This is a genomic window from Enterobacter sp. 5-4, assembly GCF_000612205.1.
Taxonomy (GTDB): Bacteria; Pseudomonadota; Gammaproteobacteria; order Enterobacterales; family Enterobacteriaceae; genus Enterobacter; species Enterobacter roggenkampii.
Window position 1 is genome coordinate 15,392 of the sequence record NZ_JFHW01000009.1, and the last position, 14,494, is coordinate 29,885.

Sequence of the window (14,494 nt, forward strand, 5' to 3'; positions counted from 1 at the left end):
CGCTTCCCGGCGTAAAGCGTGCGAAGCTGATGGAAGCACAATTTAAAGATCTATTCTGTTTGCGTTTAAATTTAATTCCGTAATGGCGGCCGGTTTTCCAAGCAGGTAGCCCTGAACTTCATCACATTTATTTTTTTTCAGAAAAGAGAGCTGTTCGGCGGTCTCCACCCCTTCTGCGGTTACCGCCATGGAATAGGCTTTCCCCAGGTCGATAATTTTTTCCACGACTGACTGGTTCTGCGGCGAGTCCCCCAGGGTAAAAATAAAGCTCTTGTCGAGCTTGAGTCCATCAAACTGAAACTTCCGGAGATAGCTCAGTGAGGCATAGCCGGTACCGAAATCGTCAATCAAAATACGGACGCCCATTTTTTTGAGAGCCTTCATGGTCTGCAAGGTCTTTTCAGGATCGGAAAGCGTGACATTTTCCGTCACTTCTATTTCCAGTCGGTCAGGTTCTAGCCCTGTTTCATGCAGGATCTCTTTTATCCTTTCAGCAAGATCGCTTGCCTGGAATTCGATAGCGGAAATATTTACGGATACCGATAGTCCCGGTAATTTATCTTTCGTCTCCGCACACGCTTTGCGTATGACCCAGTTGCTGAGGTTAATAATCAGACCTGTTTCTTCAGCCAGCGGGATGAACTGATCGGGCATCATCGTCCCTCGGTGCGGGTGCTGCCAACGTACCAGCGCTTCGACGGCCTCTATTTTAGAATATCGGAGGTTATAACGCGGCTGGTACACCAGATAGAGTTGCTCTTCGCGAATCGCGGTTTTCAGTTCGAGTTCCAGTTTTCTCCGTTCAGTTAACTTTTCCGACATATCCGGGCGATAATAGACCCATCTGTTCCTACCGGATTGCTTAGCCTGGTAAAGCGCAATATCGGCATAGCGTAAAAGATCGTTTGCGCTGCTGCTATCCAGGGGAGCCAGCGCAATCCCCATGCTTACGCCTATTGCGACATCATTACCCTCAATGGAGAAAGGACGGTTTAGTTCCTGTACGATGCGGTGACACACCTCATCAATCTGGTCTTTTTGGCTGGTATTGCCGAGAAGAAGCATAAATTCATCCCCTCCCTGCCGTGCGACAAAATCACCTCGACGAACGCAATTTTTAAGACGTAGAGCGACCTCGCCAAGCAGCGCATCCCCCGTGGAGTGCCCAAAAATATCATTGACGGGTTTAAACTTGTCTAAATCGAGGCAAATCATGGCAAAGGGATAATGGTTAAGGTCTTCTTTAGCCAACTGGCCTGCCAGAAATTCCTTAATATGATAGCGGTTCGGCAGACCGGTTAATTCATCATGACGTGACAGGAACTCCACCCGTTTAGTTGCTTCAACTTCCAGAGAAACGTCGGTTGCCGCGCCTCGCAAGACCACCGTTCCATCAGGCTGAGCAGAAAGCTTTGCCAGAAGCGTGCAATAGGCCGTAGATTGTTGCGCATGAATATAAGGACAGTTTTTAAATTCAAAGCGTTCAGTTAATTCCCTGAGCCTCACACAGTTTTGTAATAATCCGCGTGACGCAGGAAAGAGTTCATCCAGCCTGCGGCCTATCCATTTGCTATTTTCATATCCCGTTACTGTAGAAAAACGACCTGAAAGCCAGGTTATCTTTAACGATAAATCTGTTTCCCAGAACCAGTCGCTGGTTGTTTCACTGACGTCCCGGAATCGTTTTTCACTGGTGATAAGATTCAACCGCGCCTGCTCGAGGAGAAAGGTATTTTCGTCAAGCATTCTCGCCTTCTGCATAATATGGCGCATGAGAATAACCGTCATCGATACCGTCAGAATAACTGAAAGAATGAGTAATGGTAAAAAATAAATAATCAATGCCTGGCCGGGATTTTCACCGTCCCAGATAATTTGCACATCACCATTCTGGGTGCTTAAGGTAAATTCTGTTTGATTGTTTATTTGAGAAGTGACTGCATCAGGTGACGTACGAACATTTTTAATACCGGCATCCTGCCCAATCGCGAGGAGTTTTTTAGCCGTTAACTTGTCTACAAACACCATTATCGACGGTTTCCCCGGCAAGGGTTGCACGCTCGCGTCATCGCCCGTTGTTATCCATTCAGCAGAAACAATGGCTGGAACGGAATCGATAAGCGTGAGCATAGAAACCGGCAATCCATTGTTAACGCTCACCTCACGGAGTAATCGCTCCTTGGTTGATTTATCTAACCAGCGCCCGAGATCCTGAAGCTTCAGTTTCCCGTCAAGCACGCTGTATCGCGTGGTTCCTTCCGGGGAGAGAATAAACACCCCTTCGTAGCCAAAGTTGTCATACAGGGACTTACCCAGGTTCTGCTTATCCCATGCCCAGTGAACGTCAGTGTTCAAATGAAGATGTTTGTAGGCATCTCCCCATTCAGCATTATCTTTCAAGTGACTTCGCATGCTTTCCTGGCGGGAATCCAGGGCTTTCCTTAACAAAAATTCATCGTGCTTATCGCTGATTTTATTAACATTATTTTTTATTAATAGCAGGGAAATTATTGCCGCAATGAAAATACTTATCAACAATGTCACTATATAGGTAAAGGTTTTATTTATCAGCCCCTTAGAAGGCTCGGCATCCGTAAAACCGGGATTGTTCAGAGGTAGGGTCATCATTCGCCTTCTTATACTGCTAATACGCCAATTTTTATGCCACCTTTATTTATCGGCAAAGAATAATAAAAATTTATAGTTAAAACCCTTAAGCTTAAAGAACATTTGATTTTTACAATCCAGATCAAATTATTAGCTCTCTTACAGCCTGAATTCGGTTAAATACATCTCCCGGAGGGAGTGACCTTTAACCTCGCCGGTTTTATTTATAAAGAACATAATCTTAGTTTTTATGCTGAAACGGTTACAGACGTATAAAAAACCGGGCGTAAAGCCCGGTTCTTTTTTCATACAGCATTGACTCTATTCGCTCAATCCGCGGTTATCCAGCATCGGCTCAATCTTCGGATCGTGCCCGCGCCAGTTCCGGTAAAGTTCAGCTAAATCAGTACTGTTCCCGCGGGACAAAATGGCCTCGCGGAATGTCTGTCCATTTTCGCGAGTCAACCCGCCCTGCTCGACAAACCACTGATAGCCATCGTCAGCGAGCATCTGCGTCCACAGGTAGGCGTAATACCCCGCCGCGTAGCCGCCGCCAAAAATATGGGCAAAATAGCTGCTGCGGTAGCGCGGCGGAACGGCGGGCAGATCCAGCCCCTCTTTCTTCAACGCTGCCGCTTCAAAATCCTCCACGCTCGAAACGGCCTCGCTGATGCCGTGCCAGTTCATGTCCAGCAGCGCGGCACCCAGCAGTTCGGTCATGTCATAACCCTTATTGAAATGGGTCGCGTTGAGCATGCTTTCCCGCAGCGCGTCCGGCATCGGTTCGCCGGTTTCGTAATGGCGCGCATAGTGGGTAAACACCTTAGGATGGCTGGCCCAGTGCTCGTTGATTTGCGACGGGAACTCAACAAAATCACGCGGCGTATTGGTGCCGGAAAGGGTGGCGAAACGCTGGCTGGCAAAGAGACCGTGCAGCGTATGGCCAAACTCGTGGAACAGGGTTATTACGTCATCCCAGGAGAGAAGCGCGATACCGCCATTCGCCGGTTTCTGGTAGTTACAGACGTTGTAGATCACCGGACGGGCAGCAAACTCGAAGGATTGCTCGATGAAATTCCCCATCCATGCCCCGCCCTGTTTGGAATCACGGGCAAAGAAGTCACCGTAAAACAGCGCCATGCCTTCGCCGGTGTGGTCGAAAATTTCCCATACGCGGACGTCCGGGTGATACACCGGGATATCGAAGCGCTCGACGAAGCGAATGCCAAACAGCTGGCTGGCAGCCCAGAATACGCCATCCTGCAGCACGGTATTGAGCGCAAAGTAGGGCCTGATCTGCGACTCATCGAGGGCATATTTTGCCTGGCGCACGCGCTCCGCATAAAAGGCCCAGTCCCAGGCCTCCACGGTGAAACCGCCCTGCTCGTCGTCGATGACTTTCTGAATATCGGCCTGCTCGCGTTCCGCGCGGGCGCGGGCGGCAGGCACAATGCCGCGCATAAATTCCAGCGCGGCGGCCGGGGTTTTCGCCATCTGGTCAGCAATGCTCCAGCTAGCGTAATCCTCAAAGCCCAGCAGACGGGCCTGCCGCGCGCGCAGCGCCGTCAGACGAAGAATCAGCGCGCGGGTGTCGTTTTCGTCCCCTTTCTGGGTACGCGTCCAGCCTGCGTTGAAGAGGTTTTCGCGGGTCTGACGATTGCGCAGCGCGGAAAGCGCGGGCTGCTGGGTGGTGTTCAAAAGCGGGATCAGCCAGCGATCGTTTAGCCCTCGCTCCGCGGCAGCCTGCGCCGCGTCAGCGATCTCCGTTGCGCTGAGCCCGTCAAGCTGGTGCGCATAATCCACCACCAGCCCACCGGTCTTATCGGCAGCCAGCAGACGCTGGTTAAACTGGCTGGTCAGCGAGGCCGCCTCGGTATTCAGCGCCTTCAGCTCGGTCTTTTCTGTCTCACTCAGACGCGCACCGGCCAGAATAAACCGCTGATACAGCTCCTCGACCAGACGACGGCATTCGGCGTCAAGCGCGGCACGGTCCTGCCAGACGCTCTCCACGCGGGCAAACAGCGCGTCATTCAGCCAGATATCGTTTGCCAGCGCGGCAAGCTCGGTGGAGAACTGTTCTTCCAGCTCCTGTAAAAACGGATTGGTGTGCGCGGAAGTCATGGCGAAGAACACGCTGCTGACACGCGAGAGCATGGCGCCGCTCTTCTCCAGCGCCAGCACGGTGTTCGTGAAGTCAGGCGCAGCGGCCTGAGCGACAATCGCGTCAATGTCCGCACGCTTCTGGCGAAGGGCTTCATCGAAGGCCGGACGATAGTGGCTGTCGTTGATCTGATCAAAATGGGGGGCCTGGTAAGGCAGCAGGCTGATGTCAAAAAAAGGATTCGTGGCCGTCATCTTTCACTCCTGAGTACGGGTATCCTCCCAGAGTAGGCCAGGCCGCCATCCCCTGCAACGCTGTCATACAAATGTTGCCTTAACGCACCCTCTGCGGCCGTGCTATGTTAGTTAAACACAAAAAGCGTTGAGGAACAGTGAGATGATTATTTTAGTTACCGGGGCAACGGCAGGTTTTGGTGAAAGCATCACGCGTCGCTTCGTCGCCAACGGGCACAAGGTTATTGCAACGGGCCGCCGTCAGGAACGTCTGCAGGAGCTGAAGGACGAATTAGGCGACAGCATCCTGACCGCGCAGCTGGACGTGCGTAACCGCGCGGCGATTGAAGAGATGATTGCCAACCTGCCCGCCGAGTGGCGCGCCATCGACGTGCTGGTCAACAATGCCGGTCTTGCGCTGGGCATGGAGCCGGCACACAAAGCCAGCGTGGAAGACTGGGAAAACATGATCGACACCAACAACAAAGGGCTGGTCTATATGACCCGCGCGGTGCTGCCGGGCATGGTTGAGCGCAATCGCGGCCACATTATCAATATCGGCTCCACCGCCGGAAGCTGGCCTTATGCAGGCGGCAACGTCTACGGCGCAACAAAAGCGTTTGTGCGCCAGTTCAGCCTTAACCTGCGTACCGATCTCCACGGCACCGCCATTCGCGTCACCGACATCGAGCCGGGCCTGGTGGGTGGCACCGAGTTTTCCAACGTGCGTTTCAAAGGCGATGACGCGAAAGCAGACAAAACCTATGAAAACGCTAACGCCCTGACGCCGGAAGACGTCACCGAAACGGTCTGGTGGGTGGCGACGCTGCCAAAACACGTCAACATCAATACCGTAGAAATGATGCCGGTCAGCCAGAGTTTTGCCGGGCTTAGCGTCCATCGTAGCTAACGCTGCCCTTCCCGGCCTGCGGGCCGGGTCTGTTTCGGGTTATAAAAGAATGGTAGTATGTTCAGGCTAACTCTCTGAGAAATGACAACTCATGGCCGCTGAATCGCAACTCAATCCCACCCAGCCCGTAAACCAGCAAATCTATCGCATTTTGCGACGTGATATTGTCCATTGCCTGATCCCACCGGGAACGCCGCTTTCTGAAAAAGAGGTGTCCGTGCGTTTTGACGTTTCCCGTCAGCCGGTGCGTGAAGCGTTTATTAAGCTTGCGGAAAACGGTCTGATTCAGATCCGCCCGCAGCGCGGCAGCTATGTGAACAAAATTTCACTCTCTCAGGTGCGCAACGGCTGTTTTGTTCGCCAGGCCATTGAATGCGCGGTGGCGCGGCGTGCCGCAACGCTCATCAACGACAAGCAGTGTTACCTGCTGGAGCAAAACCTGCATCAGCAGCGGATTGCGATTGACCGTAAGCAGCTGAATGATTTCTTCCAGCTAGATGATGAATTCCACCAGAAGCTGGCGCAGATTGCAGATTGCCAGCTGGCCTGGGACACCATCGAAAACATCAAGGCCACCATCGACCGCGTGCGTTATATGAGTCTCGATCACGTCTCTCCACCGGAAATGCTGCTCCGACAACACCATGATATTTTCAGCGCGCTGGAAAAACGCGACCCGGACGGCGTGGAAAAAGCGATGACGCTGCATCTGCAGGAAATTAGCGAATCCGTGCAGCTGATTCGTCAGGAAAATAGCGAGTGGTTTAGCGAAGAATAATATTTCGCCGCGCCCTTTCGGGTGCGGCGAGAGGGTTAGCGAACGACTAACACCGGAATGGTTGCGTAGCGCAGGATAGATTCCGCATTTGATCCCAGCAGATGGGTGGTGATGCCCGGATTTTTCGACCCGATGACGATCGCGTCATATTCCCCCTCTTTGCTCAGCCTGATAATTTCATCGAGGACGTTGCCAAAGCGAACCAGGCTGTCAATTTTCTCCGGCGAGATGTCGAACAGCCTTTTTAAGGCGTTCATTTTCTTCCCGGATTCCTCAGTCATATATTCTTCGAACTTTTTAATATCGGCGTTAAAACCGCGCAGCAGGGATCGGCTGCTGGTCGGCAGAATATTGACCAGGGTAATCGACGCGCCCTCGGCCTTCGCGAGGTTAGCCGCGTGGCGAACCGCTTTGTCACTCAAATCCATTTCAAATACATCAACAGGCATCAAAATCTTCTTATACATAAGCCTGGCTCCTTATTCCGATGAAAGGGTTATTTCCTGTATCCAGAATGGCACCGGGAAAATAAACCAACCCTCAACGCTTCCCTGATGAAACTATCAGTTAATGAAAATAACGGTCTGCTTTGTCAATTGCTGTCGTGAACCGTCAGCACCCGACGCAATAAAGAAAAAAGTGTGAGTTTGATCAAAAACAAAAACATCTGATGCAGACAGGCGTATTTATATGCCCCGTGAACGGCAACCCTGAAATAACGCCGTAACGAACAGGTTAGAGAGGAGAAAATACCATGATGACATACGACCGTAACCGCAATGCAATCACCACCGGCAGCCGCGTCATGATTAGCGGCACAGGTAAAACTGGCGTGATTAAAGCGATCCACAGCGACGGGCTGGATGCCGCGCAGGTGCGCCGCAGCAAAACGGTTGAAGTGGAAGGATGCGAAGGTAAGTTCGAACCGATTGAGCTGATTCGCCTGGGTATGCACTAAACGGTGCGCAGACATGCCGCCGCGAACGGCGGCATGTACTGAATTACCGTTGAGACACGTACTGCGCCACGGTCGCTTTCGCGCCCTTTTGCAGCAGCGTCTGGTATGCCTTCATCACCGCATCAACAAAGACGGATTCACGCGGTAATTCTTTGCCGAAGATGGCCTCGATGCCGAGCAGCGCCCTGACCCGGCTTTCCCCTTCCGCACTGCCCTTCACCGCCGCCTGAATCACCGCCAGCTGCGGATCGCTCACGTCAATCGCGTTACCCTGCTCGTCCACGCCCCCGACATAGCGCATCCACCCTGCCACGCCCAGTGCCAGCAGCGGGAAAGGCTTCTGATGCACCAGGTGCCAGCGCACGGAATCCAGCATGCGCTGCGGAAGCTTCTGGCTGCCGTCCATCGCAATTTGCCAGGTCCGATGGCGCAGGGCCGGGTTGCTGTAGCGGGCAATCAGGAGATCGGCATAGCGTCCTAAATCGACGCCTTTGACCTTCAGCGTAGGCGCCTGCTCGTTAAGCATCAGGGCGTGCGCGGCGACGCGGTAGTTTTCATCTTCCATACAGTCGTTAATATGCTGATAGCCCGCCAGATAGCCCAGGTACGCCAGGAATGAGTGGCTGCCGTTAAGCATGCGCAGCTTCATCTCTTCAAACGGGATCACGTCTGACACCAGCTCGGCTCCGGCTTTGTCCCACGCTGGACGGCCGGCCACAAAGTTATCTTCGATCACCCACTGACGGAACGGTTCACAGGCCACCGCCGCCGGATCGCGCACGCCGGTAAGCTGTTCAATTTTATCCAGCGTGTCGGGGGTGACCGCAGGCACGATGCGATCCACCATCGTTGACGGGAAGGTAACGTGGGATTCGATCCAGTCCGCCAGCTCACCGTCTACCGCACGGGCGTACGCGCAGGTGACATTGCGCATCACGTGACCGTTCTCCGGCATGTTGTCGCAGGACATCACGCTAAACGCCGGCAGGCCCGCCGCCTTACGCCGCGCGAGCGCTTCCACGACCACACCCGGCGCAGATTTCGGCTGGTGCGGGTTTTGCAGGTCTGCGACGATAAAAGGGTGATCGAGCATCAGTTGCCCGGTCGCCGGGGAATGGCAGTACCCTTTCTCGGTGATGGTCAGCGAGACAATCGCCACCTGCGGTTCGCACATCGCGGCCAGCACGGTCTCCAGCCCGTCAACCTGCGCATGCAGCGCCTTTTTTACCACGCCAACCACGCGGGAGGTCCACGCATCGGCAGACATTTCCGCCACGGTATAGAGATTATCCTGCGCGTTCAGATCGGCAATCTGCTGTTCGCCGCCAATCAGGTTAACCTCACAGTATCCCCAGTCGCTACCGTGTTCCGCGGCGAGGATGTCGGCGTACACTGCCTGATGCGCACGGTGAAACGCGCCAAACCCTAAATGAACGATGCGTGCTTTAAGGCTGTCGCGATCGTACTGTGGCAGCGTCGCGTTGGCCTGTAATAAGGTATTTTCCATGATTAAGACTCGTTAATTAGAAAGCTGTGGATCGCTGCCGCCCATGCTGAAGCGGCAGCGCCTGCTGACTACACCAACTAGAATGGTAGCTGGAGTAAAAAAGTGAACTGCCATCAACCATACTGATACTGCCGTTTGAGTTTTTGATTTATATTAACTTTTGTTCATGTGGTGTGACACAAAATCAAAGTTGTGTGACAGGCAACGCAAGTTATAAACCATCAGCGTCTTGAGGAGACGGCACCGTAACCGACCGTCTCTTTCGGCGCAGACTCGGCTGCGTCTTGCGCCGCGCTTAAATCACGGTCGCGCACTTCCGGCATCAGGATCGCCGAGATCAGTCCAATCACGGAATAGGCCACCAGCATGGCGACAATCGGCCACCAGGAGCCGGTCATATTGCAGAAAATCCCTGCCAGTACCGGACCAAAGCCCACCGCTACGAGACCGCCCGCCTCTTTGGAGATCGCCATACGGGTAAAGCGATTTCGCGAGCCAAACATCTCCGCCATGGTGATATTTTCCAGCGCGAAGAGCCCCAGAACGGCGAAGTTATGGATAACGATGATGCAGAGCATGATCGTCCCCGGCGCATAGCTCTTATCGACGATGATCGACAGCATCGGATAGGCCAGAATAATGGCGGAGATATTGAGGATAATGTACGGCAGACGGCGCCCCACTTTATCGGAAAGCCAGCCCAGCAGCGGAATGGAGATAAACCCGAGAATGGAGCTGATCATCAGCGCATCGGTCGGGATGGCCTTATCGAACAGCAGCGTCTGGACCAGATAACCCGCGAGGAAGGTCTGGATCAAACCTGAGTTGCCTGCCTGGCCGAAACGCAGGCCGGTCGCCAGCCAGAAGGATTTGCTTTTCACCATGGAACCCAGTGAGGTGTCCGGCTGCGCAGCTTGCACATCGTTCACTTTCTCAAAGACCGGGCTCTCCTTGAGGTTCATACGCAGCCAGATGGCGAAGATCATCACCACGACGCTGGCGAGGAATGGCACGCGCCAGCCCCAGGCGAGCAGCTGTTCACGATCGAGGGCAAAGAACATGATGGCCCAGATCGCCGTTGCGCTCAGCGTCCCGCAGTTAGTCCCCATCGCCACCAGCGAGGAGATGATGCCGCGTTTACCTTTCGGCGCGTACTCCGCCAGCATGGTCCCGGCCCCGGAGATCTCGGCCCCGGCACCGAGGCCCTGAATAATGCGCAGCGTCACCAGCAGCACGGGGGCAAAAATCCCGATCTGCGCGTAGGTCGGCAGGACGCCAATCAGCGTGGTGCAGATCCCCATCATGGTGATGGTAATGAACAGCACCTTCTTACGACCAATGCTGTCGCCCATTCTGCCGAAGATAAAGGCGCCGACGATGCGCGCAATATAGCCTGCGCCGTAGGTGCCCATCGCGAGGATCAGCGCCATCGCGGCGGACTGTTCCGGGAAGAAGATCTCATGGAAGACCAGAGCGGCACCCAGCGAGTAAAGCTGGAAGTCCATAAACTCCAGGGCGGTGCCCAGCCAGCCGGAAACGGCGGCTTTCACCAGATCGGATGTGGTTCTTTGAGGTTGTACTTGCGTCATAATGGCTATCTCTGAAAGGTAAGATGCGTACCACATAGCGCCTGTCTGCGCAGGCGCTTAACCGCGTAAATGATTATTGGCCGAACGTGAGCAAAACTTTGCAGCACTGCCGCTGGTCTTTCTCAAACAGTTCAATGGCGTCTTTAACGTGGTGATAGTCAAAGGTATGGGTGATCAGTTTTTCCGGGTCGATCAGCCCCCTCTTCAGCCAGTCGATAACGACCGGGAATTTGTTGGCGTTCAGGCGCGAGGAGAATATCGCCAGCTCTTTGCCGGTGATGCCCTGCTGAACAATCTGGCTCGGCTCGCTGGAGAACCCCATCAGCACGATGCGCGCCGCCGGTGAGGCCAGGGTTATCGCTTCCTGCAAAATGGAGGGATGGCAGGCGGCATCAATGATTAACGTCGGTTTGATGCCTTTTTCCTCCAGCGCGGCCTGCAGCGACTGCTCGCCGTTATTAAAGACCCAATCCGCGCCGCTGCGCCGGGCCATCGCCAGACGCTCGTCTATGCGATCAACCACGATAACCTGCTTCACCTGATAGACGCCTTTCAGGGCCTGAACCGTAACCAGCCCCATCGGCCCGGCGCCATATATCAGCGCGACGTCCTGTTCAGTCGGTTTCGCCTGCCCCGTTACGTTGGCGGCGATGGTGAAGGGCTCAACCATGACGGCGTGCTTATCAGGAATGTCATCCGGAATGGGCCAGGCGTTTTGTGCGGGCACGACCGCATATTCGCTAAAGCCGCCGTCACGGTGAACGCCCAGCACCACCAGCGAGGTGCAGACGTTCGGTTTTCCCACGGAGCACGGGTAGCAGTGCCCGCAGCTGATCACCGGATCGACCGAAACGCGCTGGCCCAGGCGCGCGCTGTCAACGCCCTCGCCCACGGCGTCAATCACGCCAAAAAACTCATGGCCGATGACGCGCGGATACTTCGCAAACGGGTTATGGCCGCGGTAGATGTGGCTATCCGACCCGCAGATCCCGGCAAGCTTGATACTGACGCGGACGTCACCTGCGCCAGGTACCGGAAGTTGACGCTCTTCAATTACCAGTTCGTTCGGCTGTTGAATCACTACGCTTTTCATCGTTTGCTCCTCGCTTACCAGTTCCACAGCGTGCCGTCTTCAAGACGGGCAACCGGCAGATAGGCCGGATCGTACGGGTATTTCGCCGCCAGCTTCTCATCAAATTCGATGCCCAGCCCCGGCTTGTCGCCCGGATGCATATAGCCGTTATCAAAGCGCCAGCTGTGCGGGAAGACCTCCAGCATCTGTTCGGAGTAGCCCATATATTCCTGCACACCGAAGTTCGGCACCCACAGGTCGAAATGCAGCGCGGCGGCGTGGCAGACAGGCGACAGATCCGACGGACCGTGCGAGCCGGTACGCACCTGATAGAGCGACGCGAAGTCCGCGATGCGGCGCATCCCGGTGATGCCGCCCGCGTGGGTAATGGTGGTGCGGATATAGTCGATCAGCTGCTCTTCGATGAGCTGCTTGCAGTCCCAGATGCTGTTAAACACTTCGCCTACCGCAATGGGCGTAACGGTGTGCTGGCGGATCAGGCGGAAGCAGGCCTGGTTTTCCGCAGGGGTGGGATCCTCCATCCAGAACATGCGGTATGCTTCAATGCTCTTGCCGAAGCGCGCCGCTTCGATGGGCGTCAGGCGGTGGTGCATGTCGTGCAGAAGATGCTCATTGAAGCCGAATTTATTACGCACCGCGTCGAACAGCTTCGGCGTGAAGTCGAGGTATTTTTCGGTGGACCAGAGCTGCTCTTCCGGCCAGTCGCCTTTGGTCGCAGGCTCGTAGGCCAGCCCCTTCCCTTTGGCCATGCCGTAGGTGGTTTTCATGCCCGGCACGCCGCACTGCACGCGGATCGCCTTAAAGCCCATCTCTTTGTGACGGGCGTAATCTTCCAGCACGTCGTCAATGGTGTGGCCGGTGGTGTGACAGTAGACCATCACCCCTTCCCGGGAGGCGCCGCCCAGCAGCTGGTAGAGCGGCATGTTGGCCGCTTTGGCTTTGATATCCCACAGCGCCATATCCACGGCGGAGATGGCCGACATGGTGACCGGACCGCGACGCCAGTAAGCACCTTTGTAGAAGAACTGCCAGATGTCTTCGATGCGGTGCGCATCGCGGCCAATGAGCTGGGGGCAAAGGTGATCCTTCAGGTATGAGGCCACGGAGAGCTCGCGTCCGTTTAGCGTGGCGTCACCGAGACCGACAATCCCCTCATCGGTGGTGATTTTAAGGGTGACAAAGTTCCTCCCCGGGCAGGTAACAAACACGTCAGCCGCGACAATCTTCATAATTCCTTTCCTTACATCGTTCGTTGTGATGCCGGAAATTTACGCAACTACACTACTACCATACAAGTATAATGATCGTAAAATAAGCTAACGATCACAAAACCGGGGGCTCATGCGCGGCCCCATCCCGCCACAATAATCAGCATACCGCACAGGGCAATCAGCGCGCCGGCCCAGTCATAGACGCTGAGTTTGACGCCGTCCACCACGCGCAGCCACAGCAGCGCCGTGCAGACATAGACGCCGCCGTAAGCCGCATAAACGCGCCCGCTGGCCGCCGGATGCAGCGTTAACAGCCAGACAAACAGGGCCAGCGCAACGCTTGCCGGAATGAGCAGCAATACGGATCCACCCTTTTTGAGCCAGAGCCAGGGCAGGAAGCAACCGATGATTTCACACAGCGCAGTCGCAAAAAAAAGCAGCGTCGTTTTAAGCATATTTCACGTCAGGTGAGGATTTATTTAACCATCATACCTGATGATGCCCTTTACTTTTCCATACTTGCTCCGCGGGTATGCCGTCATTTCGCTTTAGTGTAGAATCTGTACGGGGTAACTTGATTATCTGCACCCATTTAAAAGGAAACGCTATGACCACATTAAGCAAACGCCTTTGTCTGACAGCCCTGCTGGCGCTGTCATCGTTCGCCTTTGCCGCCTCTGCGACAGCGGAAACCAGCAAGCTCATTATTGAGTCTGGTGACAGCGCGCAAAGCCGCCAGAACGCCGCGATGGACAAAGAACAATGGAATGACACCCGTAGCCTTCGCCAGAAGGTCAACAAACGTGCCGAAAAAGAGTGGGACAAAGAAGATGTCGCTTTTGACGCGCGCGATAAGTGTCAGCAAAGTGCAAACGTCAATGCCTACTGGGAGCCTAACACCCTGCGATGCCTGGATCGCCGCACTGGCCGCACGGTAGCCCCATAATGTCGGCGCCCTGCGACGTTAAACTCCGTCCGCTGGAGCGTGAAGACCTGCGCTTTGTCCACCAGCTCGACAACAATGCCAGCGTGATGCGCTACTGGTTCGAAGAGCCTTATGAGGCCTTTGTCGAGCTGTCCGATCTCTACGATAAGCACATTCACGATCAGAGTGAACGTCGTTTTGTGGTGGAGTGTGAAGGTGAAAAAGCCGGGCTGGTGGAGCTGGTTGAGATCAACCACGTTCACCGTCGGGCGGAGTTCCAGATCATCATCTCCCCTGAGCATCAGGGAAAAGGCCTTGCGTCACGCGCGGCCAGGCTGGCAATGGATTACGGATTCAACGTTCTGAATCTCTACAAGCTTTACCTGATTGTGGACAAAGAGAACGAAAAAGCGATCCATATCTATCGCAAGCTGGGCTTTATGATGGAAGGCGAGCTGATTCACGAGTTCTTTATCAACGGTGAATACCGCAACACCATCCGCATGTGCATTTTCCAGCATCAGCACCTGGCCGGACATAAACCGTCAGGCGCCAGCCTGCTGAAACCTACCGCGCAGTAAG

13 protein-coding genes are annotated in these 14,494 nt (G+C 54.6%); 5 read left to right on the forward strand and 8 right to left on the reverse strand.

Translation table 11 applies throughout. The features are described 5' to 3' along the window. Positions 1-42: 42 nt before the first annotated feature. Together AA74_RS0104470 and dcp are read right to left on the reverse strand one after the other, a co-directional pair. Positions 43-2,625 carry an EAL domain-containing protein gene (locus tag AA74_RS0104470; RefSeq protein WP_025911400.1) on the reverse strand — a complete coding sequence of 861 codons (2,583 nt, stop codon included), beginning with the start codon at positions 2,623-2,625 and terminating at the stop codon, positions 43-45. Between the two features lie 303 nt (positions 2,626-2,928). Beyond that, positions 2,929-4,962, reverse strand: a complete 2,034-nt coding sequence (gene dcp, locus AA74_RS0104480) for a peptidyl-dipeptidase Dcp (protein ID WP_025911401.1) — start codon at positions 4,960-4,962, stop codon at positions 2,929-2,931. Positions 4,963-5,104: 142 nt separating this feature from the next. Here dcp and ydfG point away from each other — a divergent pair, with 142 nt between their 5' ends. Both ydfG and AA74_RS0104490 read left to right on the forward strand, forming a co-directional pair. Beyond that, entirely contained in the window at positions 5,105-5,851 is a 747-nt protein-coding gene (gene ydfG / locus AA74_RS0104485) for a bifunctional NADP-dependent 3-hydroxy acid dehydrogenase/3-hydroxypropionate dehydrogenase YdfG (RefSeq protein WP_021241307.1), read from the forward strand. 91 nt (positions 5,852-5,942) lie between these two features. Then, positions 5,943-6,629 carry a GntR family transcriptional regulator gene (locus AA74_RS0104490; protein WP_008502405.1) on the forward strand — a complete coding sequence of 229 codons (687 nt, stop codon included), beginning with the start codon at positions 5,943-5,945 and terminating at the stop codon, positions 6,627-6,629. Between the two features lie 35 nt (positions 6,630-6,664). Here the strand turns inward: AA74_RS0104490 and AA74_RS0104495 are convergent, their stop codons facing one another. After that, positions 6,665-7,096 carry a universal stress protein gene (locus AA74_RS0104495; protein ID WP_025911403.1) on the reverse strand — a complete coding sequence of 144 codons (432 nt, stop codon included), beginning with the start codon at positions 7,094-7,096 and terminating at the stop codon, positions 6,665-6,667. A gap of 287 nt (positions 7,097-7,383) precedes the next feature. Between AA74_RS0104495 and ydfZ the strand changes: the two genes are divergently transcribed. Further along, positions 7,384-7,587, forward strand: coding sequence for a putative selenium delivery protein YdfZ (gene ydfZ / locus AA74_RS0104500; RefSeq protein WP_014883679.1), 204 nt, complete (start codon positions 7,384-7,386; stop codon positions 7,585-7,587). A gap of 43 nt (positions 7,588-7,630) precedes the next feature. On the opposite strand, the gene AA74_RS0104505 is transcribed toward ydfZ, so the two are convergent. From AA74_RS0104505 to AA74_RS0104525, 5 genes are all read right to left on the reverse strand, one after another. Beyond that, positions 7,631-9,094: a mannitol dehydrogenase family protein gene (locus AA74_RS0104505; RefSeq protein WP_025911405.1), complete on the reverse strand. Its 1,464-nt coding sequence runs from the start codon at positions 9,092-9,094 to the stop codon at positions 7,631-7,633. A 221-nt stretch (positions 9,095-9,315) separates the two neighbouring features. Further along, positions 9,316-10,683: an MFS transporter gene (locus AA74_RS0104510; protein WP_008502410.1), complete on the reverse strand. Its 1,368-nt coding sequence runs from the start codon at positions 10,681-10,683 to the stop codon at positions 9,316-9,318. 73 nt (positions 10,684-10,756) lie between these two features. Further along, the gene (locus AA74_RS0104515; protein ID WP_025911408.1) at positions 10,757-11,776 is read right to left on the reverse strand and encodes a Zn-dependent oxidoreductase; all 1,020 of its coding nucleotides are present in this window, start codon (positions 11,774-11,776) and stop codon (positions 10,757-10,759) included. A gap of 14 nt (positions 11,777-11,790) precedes the next feature. After that, on the reverse strand, positions 11,791-13,005 hold the full coding sequence (rspA, locus tag AA74_RS0104520) for a starvation-sensing protein RspA (RefSeq protein ID WP_025911411.1): 1,215 nt from the start codon (positions 13,003-13,005) through the stop codon (positions 11,791-11,793). A gap of 110 nt (positions 13,006-13,115) precedes the next feature. Continuing rightward, positions 13,116-13,442 carry a YnfA family protein gene (locus tag AA74_RS0104525; protein WP_008502413.1) on the reverse strand — a complete coding sequence of 109 codons (327 nt, stop codon included), beginning with the start codon at positions 13,440-13,442 and terminating at the stop codon, positions 13,116-13,118. 152 nt (positions 13,443-13,594) lie between these two features. Between AA74_RS0104525 and AA74_RS0104530 the strand changes: the two genes are divergently transcribed. Further along, the gene (locus tag AA74_RS0104530) at positions 13,595-13,933 is read left to right on the forward strand and encodes a DUF1283 family protein (RefSeq protein WP_008502414.1); all 339 of its coding nucleotides are present in this window, start codon (positions 13,595-13,597) and stop codon (positions 13,931-13,933) included. Continuing rightward, positions 13,933-14,493 (forward strand): spermidine N1-acetyltransferase, encoded by a 561-nt coding sequence (speG, locus tag AA74_RS0104535; RefSeq protein WP_025911414.1) that lies wholly within the window; start codon positions 13,933-13,935, stop codon positions 14,491-14,493. Before AA74_RS0104530 ends, speG begins: the two co-directional genes overlap by 1 nt. The last annotated feature ends 1 nt before the right edge of the window (position 14,494 follow it).